Source organism: Brachyspira hampsonii, assembly GCF_002214805.1.
GTDB classification, from domain to species: Bacteria; Spirochaetota; Brachyspiria; order Brachyspirales; family Brachyspiraceae; genus Brachyspira; species Brachyspira hampsonii.
The window spans coordinates 2,576,246-2,593,388 of the sequence record NZ_CP019914.1; the positions used below are offsets into that span (position 1 = coordinate 2,576,246).

Annotated in this window: 12 protein-coding genes; 4 read left to right on the forward strand and 8 right to left on the reverse strand. The window is 26.2% G+C overall.

Annotated elements, in window-relative coordinates; translation table 11 throughout:
- The first annotated feature begins 85 nt into the window (after positions 1-85).
- Both BHAMNSH16_RS11305 and polA read left to right on the forward strand, forming a co-directional pair.
- Positions 86-1,426: a TonB-dependent receptor domain-containing protein gene (locus BHAMNSH16_RS11305; RefSeq protein ID WP_206193849.1), complete on the forward strand. Its 1,341-nt coding sequence runs from the start codon at positions 86-88 to the stop codon at positions 1,424-1,426.
- Positions 1,427-1,479: 53 nt separating this feature from the next.
- Positions 1,480-4,245 carry a DNA polymerase I gene (gene polA, locus BHAMNSH16_RS11310; protein ID WP_069731566.1) on the forward strand — a complete coding sequence of 922 codons (2,766 nt, stop codon included), beginning with the start codon at positions 1,480-1,482 and terminating at the stop codon, positions 4,243-4,245.
- Between the two features lie 5 nt (positions 4,246-4,250).
- Here the strand turns inward: polA and BHAMNSH16_RS11315 are convergent, their stop codons facing one another.
- The 8 genes from BHAMNSH16_RS11315 to BHAMNSH16_RS11345 form a co-directional block, all read right to left on the reverse strand.
- Complete coding sequence (locus BHAMNSH16_RS11315) at positions 4,251-4,853, reverse strand: hypothetical protein (protein ID WP_069731565.1); 603 nt, start codon at positions 4,851-4,853, stop codon at positions 4,251-4,253.
- The gene (locus tag BHAMNSH16_RS14670; protein WP_241033611.1) at positions 4,850-5,629 is read right to left on the reverse strand and encodes an AAA family ATPase; all 780 of its coding nucleotides are present in this window, start codon (positions 5,627-5,629) and stop codon (positions 4,850-4,852) included. Before BHAMNSH16_RS14670 ends, BHAMNSH16_RS11315 begins: the two co-directional genes overlap by 4 nt.
- The gene (locus tag BHAMNSH16_RS14675) at positions 5,619-6,194 is read right to left on the reverse strand and encodes an AAA family ATPase (RefSeq protein WP_241033612.1); all 576 of its coding nucleotides are present in this window, start codon (positions 6,192-6,194) and stop codon (positions 5,619-5,621) included. The genes BHAMNSH16_RS14670 and BHAMNSH16_RS14675 overlap by 11 nt, the downstream gene beginning before the upstream one ends.
- Before the next feature lie 53 nt (positions 6,195-6,247).
- Positions 6,248-7,192, reverse strand: a complete 945-nt coding sequence (locus BHAMNSH16_RS11325) for an N-acetylmuramoyl-L-alanine amidase family protein (protein WP_008730396.1) — start codon at positions 7,190-7,192, stop codon at positions 6,248-6,250.
- Complete coding sequence (gene topA, locus BHAMNSH16_RS11330) at positions 7,138-9,285, reverse strand: type I DNA topoisomerase (protein WP_008730397.1); 2,148 nt, start codon at positions 9,283-9,285, stop codon at positions 7,138-7,140. The genes BHAMNSH16_RS11325 and topA overlap by 55 nt, the downstream gene beginning before the upstream one ends.
- 49 nt (positions 9,286-9,334) lie before the next feature.
- A complete protein-coding gene (dprA, locus tag BHAMNSH16_RS11335; protein ID WP_069731564.1) occupies positions 9,335-10,588 on the reverse strand; it encodes a DNA-processing protein DprA in 1,254 nt (417 codons plus the stop codon).
- A complete protein-coding gene (locus BHAMNSH16_RS11340; protein ID WP_069731563.1) occupies positions 10,585-11,298 on the reverse strand; it encodes a tetratricopeptide repeat protein in 714 nt (237 codons plus the stop codon). The genes dprA and BHAMNSH16_RS11340 overlap by 4 nt, the downstream gene beginning before the upstream one ends.
- Before the next feature lie 156 nt (positions 11,299-11,454).
- Positions 11,455-14,844: a UvrD-helicase domain-containing protein gene (locus BHAMNSH16_RS11345; protein WP_069731562.1), complete on the reverse strand. Its 3,390-nt coding sequence runs from the start codon at positions 14,842-14,844 to the stop codon at positions 11,455-11,457.
- A gap of 121 nt (positions 14,845-14,965) precedes the next feature.
- On the opposite strand from BHAMNSH16_RS11345, the gene BHAMNSH16_RS11350 reads away from it, so the two are divergent.
- Both BHAMNSH16_RS11350 and BHAMNSH16_RS11355 read left to right on the forward strand, forming a co-directional pair.
- On the forward strand, positions 14,966-16,093 hold the full coding sequence (locus BHAMNSH16_RS11350; RefSeq protein ID WP_069731561.1) for an AI-2E family transporter: 1,128 nt from the start codon (positions 14,966-14,968) through the stop codon (positions 16,091-16,093).
- Between the two features lie 17 nt (positions 16,094-16,110).
- Positions 16,111-17,100 carry a glycosyltransferase family 9 protein gene (locus BHAMNSH16_RS11355; protein WP_008726847.1) on the forward strand — a complete coding sequence of 330 codons (990 nt, stop codon included), beginning with the start codon at positions 16,111-16,113 and terminating at the stop codon, positions 17,098-17,100.
- The last annotated feature ends 43 nt before the right edge of the window (positions 17,101-17,143 follow it).

Here is a 17,143-nt window from a genome sequence, read left to right on the forward strand (position 1 = left end):
AATATTAATTTTTCAAATTTCTATTTTATTGGTTTAATTCTATATATTTTTTAACTATATAAAAAACAAGATAGGAATTAAAAATATGCCTGTATTTTTATTGATATTGCTATATATGTTTCTGTCTTTTCATATTTATGCAGAAGATGAAAATACATTTGATTATAAAATCATAGAAGAGGAAACAAATGAGATTCAAGCATCTCATAAAGAAAAAGGATTTCTTTTAGACAGATCAATCAATATAAGTAAAAATCAAATAAAATCTTCTAAAGCAAAAAATACAGCAGAATTAATAAAAGAATATTGCGGCATAGATATAAAAAATAAAACGGTATATTCGCAGTCTACATTTATATTGAATGGAAGAGTACTCAATAATGAAGAAAAAAAAGTATATTTATTTCTATATAATAAAGACGATATAGACTCAATTTATATAGATTATTACGGATCAATAGGAAGTATTGTATATAATATTTTAAGTAAGAAATATTCTAAATCTGAAGAGCTTTTGTATGTGAATTTATTAAAAGATGTTCAGATGGAATCAGATAAAACTATTAAATATGTAAAAACGCAGACTAATGAAAGTAAGTCTTCTGGAAAGATGAATTTACTTGAATATAATCTAAAGAATCAAAATAACAGTTCATTGAAATTCAATTTAGATACTTCAGGAGAGGAGAGAGGATTTAGCAGCAGGAAAAGTAAAACAGCTGATTTCAGATCATATATAAATGGAGATGTAGATTTTAAATTAAATCCGGTAAAACAAATAAGTTTAACAGGAAAGTATTTTGTTAATATGCAGACAGATATTGCAATGCTTAATAAAGGTTATACTAATAATATAAAAAATCAGAATATTTATCAGGGAGGAAATATAGGCATATCATTAAAGCCGCATGATATAGTTACTCTGGAGGCTTTGTATTTTATAAGTTCTAAAAAAGATTTACTTACAAATAATAATCAATATCTTACAACACAGGGGAGTAGAACTAGTATAATATTTAATATACCAATAAAGGATATTAGTTCAACTATAAGAATAAAGGGGAATTATTCATATTTGGTTGGTAAAAATTTATATAATGTAAGTGTAAATAATAATGATTTACCCGGACTTCCAAGACATCAATTCAATACTTCATTAGAATATATATATAGCCAAAATAGCGATTTTGAATCAAGCATACTTTTTAATGTACAATATATAGGAGATCAATATAATAATACAACAAAATCTGAAGTTGATAAATCATATACTACTTTTGATATTATAAGTTCCTTTGTATTTAAGAAATATACATCATTAAAGTTTGGAGTTAAAAATGTATTAGATGTTAAATATGAAACTATTAAAGGTTATCCTATATCAAGCAGAGAATACTTTGTAAATGTAACATCAAAATTAAGATAATAATATAATTCAATATTTACTTATTTTTCATAAAATAGTATAATGACAATATTATGAAAAAGACATTTCTTATTATTGACGCTTTTGGTATACTTTACAGATACCATTTTATTTTTTTGAAAAGACCTCTTTTAAACTCTAAGGGGCAGAATGTTTCATCTATTAATGGTTTTATGAGAACTTATTTCTCGCTTATTAATACATATCCGGCAGAATATGTTGCTATAGCTTTGGATAGTTCGAGAAAAACTTTCAGAAATGAAATATATAAAGAGTATAAAGAGAATAGAGAGAGCATGCCTGATGATTTAAGGAGTCAGATACCTATACTTTATAATCTTATAGATGCTTTAGGTATATCAAGGATAGTTCTTGACAATTATGAGGCCGATGATATAGTAGGCACTATTGCTGAAAAAAACAAAAAAGAGAATATAAAGACTATTATTTATTCTCCTGATAAGGATATACTTCAGCTTGTTTGCGATGATGTAAGAGTTGTTGCAAGCAATAAAGATAATGAACTTATGGAGTATGATGCTCAGGCAGTTAAAGAAAAAAGGGGAGTTTATCCTAATCAAATAATAGATTTGCTTTCTCTTATGGGAGATGCTTCTGATAATATACCGGGAGTTAAAGGAGTAGGGGAGAAAACTGCTTTAAAACTTCTCGAAGAATATAAAAGTTTAGATGGAATATATGAAAATATTGATTCCATTAAAGGAAAAGTTCAGGAAAAATTAATTGAATCAAAAGATATGGCATATATGAGCTATAAACTTGCTACTATTGAAAGAGATATTAAAGATTTTAATTTAGATTATAATGAGATAGCAAGCAGTAAAATAAATATTGATGAAGTTAATAAAATATTAGATGAATTAGAATTAAAGCAAATAAGAGATAAAATCAATTCATATATATATGGTTCTTCTTCCGCTAAAAAAGAAGAAAAAGTAAAAATTTCTGATGAAAAAATAAATAATAATGATAATCAAAATAAAGAAAGTCCTATACTTAGTGCTAAAGATAATAAAGCAAGTTATTATTTAATAGAAAATGAAACCGAACTTCAAAATCTTTTAAATGATATTAACAGTAAAAAGCTTGTATGTATAGACTTTGAAACTACAGGGCTTGATGTATTTAAAGACGCTATTATAGGAATTTCTTTTGCTATGAAATCTAATGAAGCATTTTATTTAGATTTAAGCGGCAGAACGAAAATAGATAAAGAAAAATGTATGAATCTTGTATTTGATACTTTAGCAAAAGAAGATATAAAGGTTATAGGGCATAATCTTAAATATGAGTACAAGATGATGAGGGCTATAGGCAAAAGTATAGGCAATATGTACTTTGATACTATGGTGGCGGCATATTTGATTAATCCTACAAGAGGAAGATATAATATGGACGATTTAGCTATTGGCTATCTTTCATACAATACTATCAAATACAGCGATTTAACTGATAATGCTAAAAAGACATTATTAGATGTACCTTTAAAAGATGTTGTTGAATATGCTTGTGAAGATGCTGATGTAACATTTAGATTTTATGAATGTTTTGCTCCGCTTTTAAAAACTCATAATCTTGAGGAATTATTTTTTAATATAGAAATGCCTTTGGTTAGCGTACTTGCCGATATGGAATTTGACGGAGTATATATAAGCAGCGAAAGAATGAAAGCTTTATCTGATGAGTATTCTTCACTATTAGAAAAGACTAAAAAGAAAATATACGAAGAGGCTGGTGAAGAGTTTAATTTGCAGTCTCCTAAACAGCTTGAGTATATATTATTCGATAAAATAGGAATACCTCCTACCAAAAAAACAAAAACAGGATTTTCTACCGATGAGGAAGTATTAACAGAGCTTTCTCAAAAGTATAAGATAGCTGAATATATGCTTACATACAGAAAATATGCAAAATTAAAAAATACTTATCTTGATGTATTTCCTACTTTAATAAATGAAAAAACAGGAAGAATACATGCTTCATTCAATCAAACTGTAACAGCAACAGGAAGATTATCATCATCAGAACCTAATTTGCAGAATATTCCTGTTAGAGGAGAAGAAGGCAGAGAGATAAGAAATACATTTATACCGGAAAAAGGTAATTTACTTATAGCAGCAGACTATTCGCAAATAGAATTAAGATTATTAGCACATTTCAGTAAGGACCCGGCATTAGTAGAGGCATTCAAAAATAATGATGATATTCACAGAAAAACAGCAATGAAAATATATTCTGTAAGTAAAGATCATGTAACTGCCTCAATGAGAAATATTGCTAAGATAATAAATTTCTCTATCATTTATGGTAAAACAGCATTCGGACTTTCAAAAGAGCTTGGAATAAAACGCAAAGAAGCTGAAGATTTTATAAAGGGATATTTTTCTACTTATTCAAGAGTGAAGCCTTTCTGCGAAGAAGTTGTTGAGGAAGTAAGAAATAAAGGCTATGTACGAACTATGTGCGGAAGAATTAGAGATTTATCAAAGACTATTAATTCTTCAAATGCTATGGCTAGAAATGAGGCTGAAAGAATGGCGTTAAATACTCTTATTCAAGGAAGTGCAGCTGATATGATAAAGGTTGCTATGGTTGCAATACATAAAGAGTTTAAAAATCATTTAAAAACTGCCAAAATAGTTATGCAAGTTCATGACGAATTAGTAGTAGAAGTTTCTGAAAAAGAGGCAGACAAGGCTATGACTATAATGAAAGAAATAATGGAGCATTCTGTAAAAACTAATGTTCCTATAACCGTTGATATACATAAAGGTATGAGCTGGGGAGAGGTTCATTAATAATATCAAAAATATTTTGAAATGAAATCTTTTTCAAAACTTTCAAAAGACGATATTTTTATATCTTTGAAATAACGGTTTTTATAATCTGTTGTCAATCTGGCACAATCTTCATTCATATTAACTCTATTTCTATTTTCTTTATTTTCTGAAATATTGTTTTCTGAATTTTCATTTGCTATTAGATAATAGTATATATTTAACTCTAAAATAGAATTAAATTTAATATTTGCATCTATCATTTTATTAATTATTTTATGTATTGTTATTAAACTTTCTATGCCTTTTAATTTTATTTCATTTTTTAATTTTTGCTTAAAATCTTTACTGTTTTCTGAATTTATTAATAAAGATGTATTTTTAAATTCTATTAAATATATTATATTATCTTGTATATGTATCATATCGGCTGATTTTGGTCTGTTATTCTTTTTTATATTAAAAGTTATTTTATCAAAATCAAAAACTTCTGTATCCGAATTTATTTTGCTTATATCTTTATCAAAATCTTTGCATACTTCTGATATCTTATCTTTACAATTATTAAAATCTGTATTTAATATGTTATTTAATTGATTTGTAATATAGTTTATTTGTTCTGATGTCATTTTTTAGCTTCGTTCCATAATGTATCTTCATCTAATTTTCTGTAAGCATCGGCTAAAGTTTTGTATATGCTTTCTATATCATCATTAATATTTTTTATTACAGCATAATCATCATCTTGTTTTTCACTTAAATAAAAGTTCGTTTTATCAGCAATTTTCTCTGACTTTTCAGAATACTTTTGTATAGCTTCTATAAAGTATGGGCTATGAGAATTAATTAAAATTTGTATATCCAATTCTTCAGCCATTTTAACCATAAGTTTAGCATATTCAATCTGCCATTTTGGGTGCAAATGCACTTCAGGTTCATCTAGTATTAAAATATGCTTATCATTAAAAACTCCAGATTTAAGCAGCAAATCTATTATAGCAAAAGATTTTATACCAACAGCAGTATTTGAAAGTTCTATATAATTGTTATTTTTTAGGAATATTAATATATTTTTTACATCATCATATTCTATAAATCCATTGATATTTTTTGTTATACTATCTGATAATTTTTTTGTTTTATTTAATTCTTCAAAAAGAAAATAATTATTATCTGTAATATATTTATTTCTATTTTCAATTATTTTTTTACTTAAATCTATTAAATGATTATCAACCGTATATTTTTTTAATTTATAAGGTGTAATGTAATTTTCTATTATGTTAAATATAAATGGAGTTTCTATATATGTTATGTCAGATGCATATACATTTCCTATTAATTCATCATCATCAAATTTGTTATTTATAATATCTATGTTTATAATTTTATTATTATCTTCCAAAATAGATATATTCGATTTTTTCAGCATTAAAAGATTGTATATTATTTTTTAATTCATTTAATATATGCTGCTTGATACTGTAATATTTTATTTCATTAATATTTGGCTGATGTTTTAGTATATTAAAATATTCTTTTATATCTTCTTCTATACAGTTATATAAATCATATGCTTGAAGAGTATTTTTATAATCTTCAAATATATGATAATGTTTATCCAAATTATCAATATTAAAATCAAAAAAACTTATTATTTCATTTATTTTTTCTTGAAAATCATTAATATCTAATTTATTTTTTCTAATTAAATAGTTTTCATCATTCATTTTTTTGATGAATTCATTTTCTAATTTTCTTACTATATTTCTTGTTATTGGGGATATTTTTATTTCTTCAACATATTCTTTATAATTTTTTTCAGCATTATTCAGGCCAGCAACAACAGCATATAAAGCCTTTCCTACCGTACTTTTTCCTGTATCATTTTCTCCTGCTATCAAAGTAAGTCCGTCCAATATGATATCAGCCTCTTTTATCATTCCAATGTTTCTTAATTGAAGTTCCATATTAATTCCAAGTTATTATTAAATGATTTATGATATTATAATATAGTAAAAAATTATTTTGTAAAACCTTTAGTCTTTTCAAAGAGTTCTATGTATTGCTTTATACCTCTAGCAGTTGCTTTTACCATTTTTAATCTTGTTTCTTTAGTATTCATAAGTTTGGCGTCAGTTGGGTTTGTGATAAATCCTAATTCTATTAATGTTGAAGGCATTACAGCACCTTTTAATACATAAAATAAAGCATTTTGTACAGGTCTTGTTCTTCTAGCAACTCCTGATATTTTAAGAACCTCTTCTGTAATTGATTCTGCTAATAATTTACTTTCTTTTTGATACTGCTCTACAAGCATGTAATTATGTGTAATTTGAGAAGAATCATTTTCATACTTGGAGGTATCTATATTATCAAATTTTACTAAAGCATCATTTTCAAACATCGACACAGCTCTGGCATATTCGCTTGATTCCTGAGCACTAACAAAATAAGCCTCAAAACCTCTAGCACTTGTACTGAATGAAGCATTCGCATGCACACTTACAAATAATGCATTTTTAGATTTATCAGTATTTATTTTAGCAGCCTCATTTGCTATCTTAAAGCGATCTTCAAGTGTAGGATATATATCATTAGTACGCGTTAAGACTATTTTTACATCGGGAAGTAATTCTTCTAACTCTTCTTTTAATTCTAAAGAAAAAGATAGAACCACATCTTTTTCAAATAATTTATTTACTCCAATAGCACCGGGGTCTTTTCCGCCATGTCCGGGATCTATAATTATTGTAGATATAGTTTTTTCATTAAATTTACTTACCGCAGGATTAAAAGCTTCTTTCAAATCCTCCACTTTTATATTTAGATTATTTAGTTTTATTTTATCATTATTTTGTGCATAAACTAAATAAGTATTAAACAGAGCTAATACAATAATGAAAAATAATGTTATTCTTCGTCTTCTTTTATCTCCTCTGAATAACCGCAATCTTCCTTGATACAAACTTTAAACAATCCTTTGTTTTTAATATTCTTCTCAACCATCAGTCCGCCGCATTTAGGACAAGGCTCCTGAAGAGGTTTATCCCAGCTTACAAAATCGCATTTAGGATAATTGGAACATCCGTAGAATTCTCTTCCTCTTTTTGATCTTTTTAAAGTAATATCTCCGCCACATTTAGGACATACTCCGAAAGGTATTCCTTTAGTATTTTTACATTCAGGAAATCCGGAACATGCTATGAAATATCCGTATTTTCCAAGTCTTTTAATCATTTTCTTGCCGCATTTCTCGCATACAAAATCTGTTTCTTCATTGAAAAAGTCTTTCATATTGTTAATATTTTCAGTAGCTGTTTTCAATGTATCCAAAAAATGAGGATAGAATTCTTTTAATATATTATTCCATTCTATATTATCGTCTTCTATTTTATCAAGTTTACTTTCCATGTCGGCTGTGAAATTAATATTTACAAGTTCTGGGAAGTTTTCGCTTATAAGTTCATTAACAAGTTTTCCCAATTCTGTAGGTATTAACTGTTTTCCTTTTCTCTGTACATAATGCCTTGATATTATTGTTTTGATAGTAGGAGCATAAGTAGAAGGTCTTCCTATTCCAGATTCTTCTAATATTTTAACGAGCGAAGCATCTGTATATCTTGGAGGAGGCGTAGTGAAATGCTGCTGAGGATTATTTTCAACAAATTCACATACATCATCTTTTGATAAATTAGGCATTTTTGAAGCCTTTTCTTTATCTTCTTTATCTATTGTAAGAACTTTCATAAATCCGTCAAATTCTATTTTTGAGGAAGAAAGTGAAAACTCACAGTCTCCTGCTGTTATTATCGCTCTTGTATTTTTCATTTTTGCAGGAAGCATTTGAGAAGATACAAATCTCTCCCATATAAGTTTATACAGTTTATATTGATCTGTTTTTAAATATTCTTTTATAGTGTCAGGTGTTAAAAATACATTAGTAGGTCTTATAGCTTCGTGTGCATCCTGAGCATTCTTTTTTACTGAGTATGTAGGGGCTTCTGCAGGTAAATAATTACTTCCATACTCTTTACCTATAAACTCTCTTGCCTGTTCCTGAGCTACAGGAGATATTCTTACACTGTCAGTACGCATATAAGTTATTAAACCTGTTGCCTCTCCTGCAATGTCAACACCTTCATAAAGGGATTGAGCTACCTGCATAGTTTTTGAAGCACTGTATCCTAATGCACTGCTTGCCGCCTGCTGAAGTTTACTTGTTGTATAAGGAGCTCCAGGATTTCTTAATCTGTCTTTTATTTCTATACCTGAAACTGTGTATGTTTTATCTTTAAGATACTCCATTATATCTTCAACATCTTGTTTTGTTTTTAAATCTGGTTTTTCACCTTTATATTTTTGAAGGTCTGCTAAAAACTCTTTATTTTTATGCTTTAAAAATACTCCGAATGTCCAATATTCTACTGGTACAAAAGTTTCAATTTCATCTTCTCTGTTGCATATTATAAGCAGAGCAACATTCTGTACGCGTCCTGCTGAAAGTCCTCTTTTAATCTTATCCCAAAGCAAAGGACTAAGATTATAACCAATAAGTCTGTCTAATACTCTTCTTGCCTTTTGTGCATTTACCTTTGAAATATCTATGTCTCTAGGCTTATCAATGGCCTCCTTTAATGCATCTTTAGTTATCTCATGAAAAACTATTCTCTTTATAGGTACAGCAGAATTAACACCTCTTATTTTATTTCCTATATGCCAAGCAATGCTTTCTCCTTCTCTATCATCGTCGGCTGCTAGTAAAACTTCTTCTGCCTTTTTAGCTTCTTTTTTTAAATCATTTAATATTTTAGCTCTTCCTCTTATTGTAATATATTCTGGTTCAAATCCATGATCAACATCTATAGCTAGTCTGCTTCTAGGCAAATCTATTAAATGCCCCATTGATGACATTACAAGATAATCAGAGCCCAAATATCTATTAATAGTTTTAGCTTTTGCTGGAGACTCCACTATAACAAGTTTTTTCTTTTTTGATTCTTTCCTGCCCCTTTTAGCTGGTGTTTTTTTTGCTTTTTCTTCTGTTATTGTATTAGACATAGTTAAATCTCCTTATTTTATATCCTAAAAAGTTATATATAATTAATATTTATTTTTCTATAGTATAATATTTCCCAGATAACTGCTTTATTACACCCTTAATTTCAAGCTGCATCAAAATAGATGCAGCAGTATGTACTTTTATATTGCTCTCTTCCACTATATCATCTATATGTATTTTATCAGATTTACTTATTATATTATAAAGTGAAGTTTCATCATCATTCAAACTGCTGATAAGCTCATTAACTTTCTTATTATGTTTTTTATTAGTTTCTTGAGTTTCTTCTTTATGTTTTTTATTTTCTTTTTTCTCTTTACTTTCTTCTTTTTTATTTTTTTCTTTTGATTTAATACTTATATCGCCGCCTTCAAAATATTTTAATTTCATCTTCAAATAATCATCATCATTTGAAAATATAGAATCAAAATCTTCTAGTATATCCATAATGCTGTATGCTATTTTAGCACCATCTTTATATAATTTGTGATTACCAAAATAAGCACTGTTTTTTTCATCATAAGGCGCTATATAAACATCTCTTCCCTGATTAAGAGCATAATCAACTGTTATCAAAGCACCAGACTTGCTTGCAGCTTCAACCATAACAACAGCATATGAAAGTCCTGATATTATTCTGTTTCTTCTAGGAAAATTAATTCTGTCTGGTTTCCTTCCTATTTCAAACTCGCTTACTATTACACCTTTTTCTATTAATTTATTATATATTTTTAAGTTTTCAGAAGGATAAACATTATCTATTCCGCTTCCTAAAACTGCAGCCGTATTAACAAGTGATGATATAGCCCCAAGATGTGCCTCTCTATCAACTCCCTTAGCCATTCCGGAAACAACTGTTATATTTAAAGATGATAATTTACTTGCAAGTTCAAAAGAATATTTACGGCTTTCATTTGTAGGCTCTCTTGTACCTACTATAGCTATAGCATTTCTTCTTAGTTTTTTTAAATCTCCCTTGTAATAAAGTATATAAGGAGGATTATCTATTTGTTTTAAATTAAAAGGATATTCTTCATCAAATAAACTTAATATTCCTATACCATAATTTTTTGATTTTTCTACTATTGTATTTGCTTTATCTAATATTTCATTTTTATCAAAGCTGCCTATTTGAGATTTAAATTTTTTTTCTAATAATTCCTTTATATTTTCTTCTTTATCATCAAAAATATTTTCTACAGATTCATAATGATTAATAAGCTCGGATATTCTTTTATCTCCTACTTTATCAATTTGATTTAAGGCAATCAAATAAGTTTTAATATCATAATTCTTACTCAATTTTGCTGTCCTATAATTTGCTCAATATTTTTTAAAACCGTTTCTTTTATATTATTTTCAACAGGAAGATTGAGTATTTTTCTGTATGCAGCTACTGCTTCATTATAATTTCCCCTGCTGTACTGTATTCTTGCTAATAACATTAAATAGTCTGCATTATTAGGATTCATTTCTACGGCTTTTTTTATATTATCAAATGCTTCCTCATAATTATTTTCTTGTAACCCTTTTAATGATGCTAAAGCCGCATAATAGTTGGCATTATTAGGGTCTTTATTTATAGCAAAACTAATATTGCTTTCTGCCCTTTGTATGAAATTACTCTTTTTTTCATAAGTATCAGCACTTTCTGCTAAATTGGCATAAGATATTCCTAGTCCGTATCTTAAATAAGGACTGTTTGGAAGTATTTTTAATGCTTCATTAAAATATTTTGCTGAATAAGCATACTGTTCTTTTACTAAACTTCTTTCTGCTAAAGTTCTGTATACAGATGCAAGCCTATCCTGAGCATATATTTTCTGATTTATAATATCATTATAAGTAGATGTTATTTCAAGCAAGGCTTTATCATCATCTACATTTTTTCCTTTTTCATATAGACTGTAAGCTCTATTTAAATTAAATCTATTGAAAATAACCTGCTTATTACATGATATTATAGATAAAAAACAAATTATTAATGTAAAATATTTAAAAATTACTTTCATTTATTTTCCTCACAAATATAATATATACAATATAATAGAAAAAAGTAAAGAAAATTATTAATATAATAGAAATAATTAATAAAAATATATCACTATAATATAAAAATATAGTATATTTTTGCCGTAAAATTAGAATAAAAAGTTAATAGTTACACTTTATTTTAAAAATATAATATCAGTTTTTATTTTATTTTTATCTATATTAGGATATTTCTTTTCAAGAACCTTTTCAAACATAAATTTATAAGTATTTAATTGATATTGATATTTATTTATGTTATATCCACTTTCTTGAGCTACTTTATAATCTAAAATATAATATTCATCATTTTTATTTTTAGTTATAATATCAATTTTTCCTGTTATTAAATCTTTTCCGTCATAATGTTGGAATGTATGTTCTCTTGAAATTATTTCTTCATTTCCGCTTAATATATTTTGTATGTGATTATTTTCAAATAACTTTTTGAATGCTGTATTTAAACTTTCTGTTAATTGCTCTTTGCTATAATGGTTATTACTTTTTAGAATGCATGATTTTATTTTTTCCAAATATTTTTCTTTTTCTTTTTGATATTTATCAAAGTTAAAATATTCAAGCATTTTATGTATTATTATTCCTATATCTTTATATGATATTACTTCTATATCATCATTATATTGATTATCTGTATTATTTATATCATTTTCTAATCTGGATATTTTTCTATCTAATAGCTTTGATATGTTAACATAATTTTTATTAAATATGTTATTTAAAGAAGGATTAATATTTTTTATATATTCATTGCTTTTTTCTTTTTTATCTTTTTTTGAAATGCTGTTTATTTTTTGTTTTATTTCTTCGGCATTTTTAATATTTATCTCTTCATTTGGCTTTACTGATAATCCGTATAAATATGTAGTAATAAATTTATTTTCTATATTATCAATTTTTATCAATCCTTTTGTATCTTCGCTTATAATATCGGCTTTATATTTTTTTGTTTCATCATTAAGATATTTATCTAAATATGATCTGTATGTTTCTTCTTTGGTATGCTCTCCTAAAAGTATTAAATTATTTGATGCTCTTGTTAGTGCTACATATAATAATCTTCTTTTTTCTGAAAGTTCGCTTTTTTTATTGTAGTCCGTATTTAAAGCAGAAAAATCTACACTGTAATGTTTATTTTTTACAGGAAGTTTTATAAAAGATGCATCTGCTATAAAATCAAAATCTGATAAATTAGATTTTATATATCCGCCTATCCCTGCCACAAATACATTATTAAATTCAAGTCCTTTAGATTTATGTATAGTCATTATTTTTACAGATTTTACAGATAATTTTGGTATTGCAGAGTATGCTTCATTATCATTGGTATTTTTGATATTTAATACAAAATCATAAATATTATTGCCTGTTTGATTTTCAAAATCATTTGCTATTTTTTTTAATTTTTCTATATTAGCATAAGAAATTTCAGCATCATTCATAGTCATTAAATAATTATAAAAATTCGTATCAATACATATAGTTTCTATTATTTCAGCGGCATTCATCTTATGTATTTTACTTTCTATATTATTTAATAATTCTTTGGCAGTTTTTAATTGATTATAATAACTTTTTGACTTAGCTATACTTTCTATTTCTTTGTATTTATTTTCATCATATACCATTTTTGGAAAATAGTCTTTTATATCCAAATTTTTTACATATAAACTAAATAAAAAATCTGATAAATTGCCTATATCAATATCAAATAATTCGCTTCTAAGTATTTCAGGAAGTTTAGCATGATCTCTTAGTATTAAATATTCCAAAAATGTTTTTATTAATACTATTTCTTCTCTTGAGTAGAATTTATTTCCGCCGTCTATATAGTATGGTATTTTATAATCTGATAAGGCTTTTAAATATTTATCTAATCTGCTGAATGTTGGAAGAAGTATAACCGTATTTTTATAATCATTGCTGTAATTATTTTTTATATATTCAGCTATAGCATAAGCCTCTAATTCTGTTTTATCATCTGCATATAAATGAATACTTTCATCTTCTATATTATTATTAAATATTAGTAAAGATACTGCTTTATCATCTGTTTTTTTATTATAATCCAGATCATCTTCATCTTTATAATTGATATCATCATTTACAAATACAGTGCTTTTAAATAAATCATTAAAGAAATCTATTAGCATAGAATTGCTTCTATAATTGTCTTTTAAATATCTTACATAATTGCTGAAATTTTCCTGAGTATTAGTGAAAGCATTTACATCAGCATTTCTAAATCTGTATATAGACTGCTTTCTGTCTCCTACTATCATTAATTTTTTATCTGTTTTTGATGTGCTTGTTATCTCTCTTTGTCCGAATACTATTAAATTTATGAAGTCAAACTGCAAAATGCTAGTATCCTGAGCCTCATCTAGTATTAATGCTGATATATTATCTCTTATTTCTTTTGATACAGCATCATTTTCTAATGCTTCTATGGCTTTATACATCATATCTTCATGAGAGTATATGCCTATATTAGATTTTACTTTTTCTATATGATTGTATGTTTCTTTTATAAAGTTTATTACTGCTTTATAATTTTCTTCATTATATAATATATTAACATAATTAAGCATAGATACAGTGCATTTTTTTAAATCTTCTAATACAGCCTTAAACTCATCATGTTTAGTATTTCCCAATTTGGCACTCGATACATCTGATAATGCAATTCTAATATATTCATAATCTTCCAAAGTTAATTTTTTTATTTTTTCTTTGTGTTTTATCAAATCAATTTTATTAAGAAGAAGAGATATTCTATTTTTACATTCTGTTATAAGTTTTCCGCTTTTTAAATTATCATTTATAAGTTCTATGCTGTAATTATATATGTTATTATATAGTTTATCATATTCTTTATCATCTATTTTTATGATTTCTAATGCTTTTTCTTCAAATCTGTTTATATTTTCAAGTCTCGGTTTTATTTTTAATAGGAATTGCAGTATTCTTTGAGCAAATTTATTTTTACTATCCTCTGTTGATATTCTATATAGCGAGCGTATAGTTTCAGCATGTTTTGATTGTCTTAAGATATTTAAAATTTCGCTTTTTAATGTTTCCTGAATATCAATGCTGTCTTCCAATATTGCCATATTAGGGGGTATTGAAAGATACATTGCATTTTCCATAGCTATAGAATTAGCAAATGCATTTATTGTTGAAATTTTAGAACTTGTAAGTATATCTTTATAAACATTCTGCCAATATTTTTTTTCTTTTAAAGATTTTTCATCATCAGTATTTTTTATACTTTCTATTTTATTTCTTATTTTGGATCTTATTCTGAAAAGCATTTCATTAGCTGCTGCTTTTGTGAAAGTAATAACTACTATATTGGAAACTTTTTCTTTATTTTCTAATAGTTTTAAATATATTTCTGTTATAGTGCTTGTTTTACCCGTACCTGCTGATGCATTAACAAAGCATAATCTATTATCTTCAAAACATTTTATTATATCTTTTTGCTTATCATTTAAATTGAATACCATTTTTATATAATAACATAAATATTTAATAATTCAAATTAAAATGCTTGAAAAATATATTATATATATTATTATAAAAACCTAATTAATTTCATTGATTAAACTTTTTATTTTTGGAGATTTTATGAATAAAAACAATATAGGCTATATTTTCTTTATAGTTTTTATATTCCTGTCTATATTTATAATGTATAAATTATTAAAACCATTCGGAATGATAATATTTTTTGCCGTTGTTTTTTATGTCATATTAAATCCTCTTTTTATAAGGGCTATGGGAAAGAGTTATAAAAAAACAGATAAAATCTCCATGATTAAAAAAAACACTTTAGCATTGCTTTTTTCTCTTATATCTCTAATTATATTCTTAGTTCCTACAAGTATATTAGCTTATACTATAATAGTTCAGCTTATAGATATTTCTAATATTGGTATTAAGTATTTTATGAATTTAGATGTTAATGAAGTTATTAATAATTCCAGCATAAATAACTTTCTTAAATCTCTGCCTATAGATGTGTCTATGGAAACTATATTAAAAAGAATACAGGATTCTTCTCTTTCAAATTTAACATTTATAAGTTCATATCTTACTCAGAATGTAGCGGGCTTATTAAAAAGTACAGGCGGATTTGTAAGTTCATTTATATTTATGATGTTTTCTTTATTTTTCTTTTTTGTAGACGGAGAATATTTAATAGATCAGGTAAGAACATTAATTCCTATAGAGAGGAAATATATTGACAGACTTATAAAACAGGTTTCTGAAGGTATTAAAGGAATAGTTTTCGGCAATTTGTTTACAGGAATATTTCAGGGTTTTTGTGCTTTTATAGTATATACTGTATTTGGGGTTACAAATTCATTTACATTTGCATTTCTTACTATAATAGCATCTTTTATGCCTATAATAGGAACTACTATAATATGGATTCCTTTAGGGGTATTATTTGCAATAGATGGAGAAATTATCAAAGCTATTATATTTATAGTATGTTCTTGGATATTTATTACTATACCTGATAATTTTGTTCGTCCTCTGCTTCTTGGGAACAGAATAGAGCTTCATCCATTATTTATTTTCTTTGCTATACTTGGCGGGGTATTATTTTTCGGACTTTCAGGAATAATATTGGGACCTTTGAGTTTTATACTATTCTTTGAGATTATGAAAATATACAATGAAGAGAGATTATTAGAAGAAAAAAAAGAAAGGATTGCCAAAAGAAGAAGGTTATCATCATATAAATAATCATAAGAGTTTTATGTATGACAAAGATATTGATTATAGGAATGAATTATATAGGAGATACAATATTTATAACTCCGCTTATAAGAGCTTTGAAAAAACACTATAATGACTGTAGTATTGATGTTGTAAATGGTATAAGAGGAATAGATATTTTAAGAGAAAATCCTTGTATAAATAATATTATAATTGGAGATGATAAAGTATCAGAATATATAAGCAATCAGAATTATGATATAGGTATTTCTGCCACAACCGCATTTTACGGAGCTTCACTTTTATATAAAGCAAAAATACCAATAAGGGCAGGAGTAAACAGTGAATGCCGAGGATTTCTTCTTAATAAAAAAACTTCTTGGAAAAAACATAAAAGGCATATAGTAGATACAATTCTTTCTATATTGAAGCCTATGAATATAGAAGATGATGGTATTAATACAGAGATTTTTTTAAGTGAAAAAGAAAATGAATTCGGTATTAGTAAAATGGGAAATTATAAGAATGCCTTGCTTGTTCATGGAGGGGCTACTAGAATAAGTAAGAGATACGGCATAGATAATTTTTCAAAACTTATAGATTTATTTTATAAGGAAAAACAGGTTCCTATAATATTAATAGGTTCTAAAGATGATTTAGATTTTTCTAATGAAATGAATAAAAGATTAGGAAATATAATAGCTGATGATTTTACTAATAAATTGAGTATTAGAGAGCTTATATCTGTGATTAAACATTCTTATGCATTGATTGGAGGAGACAGTGCCCCTTTACATATAGCTAATGCATGCAATATATATTCTATAGGTATATTCGGAGATACTTTGCCGTTGATCTACGGAGCTAGGGGAGAAAAGGCTTTTAATATAGAGGCTAGAAAAAAATATTGTACAGCATTAAAAAGTTTTCGATGTGAATATATAAAAAGAGGCTGCAAAACTATTGACTGCTTAAAAAAACTTGAGGCTGAAGAAATTCTGCCTGTGCTTTTGTCTGTTTATAAAGATATTTGATTTTATTTTTACAAAGTATTATTTTATGAATTAAATTTATTAC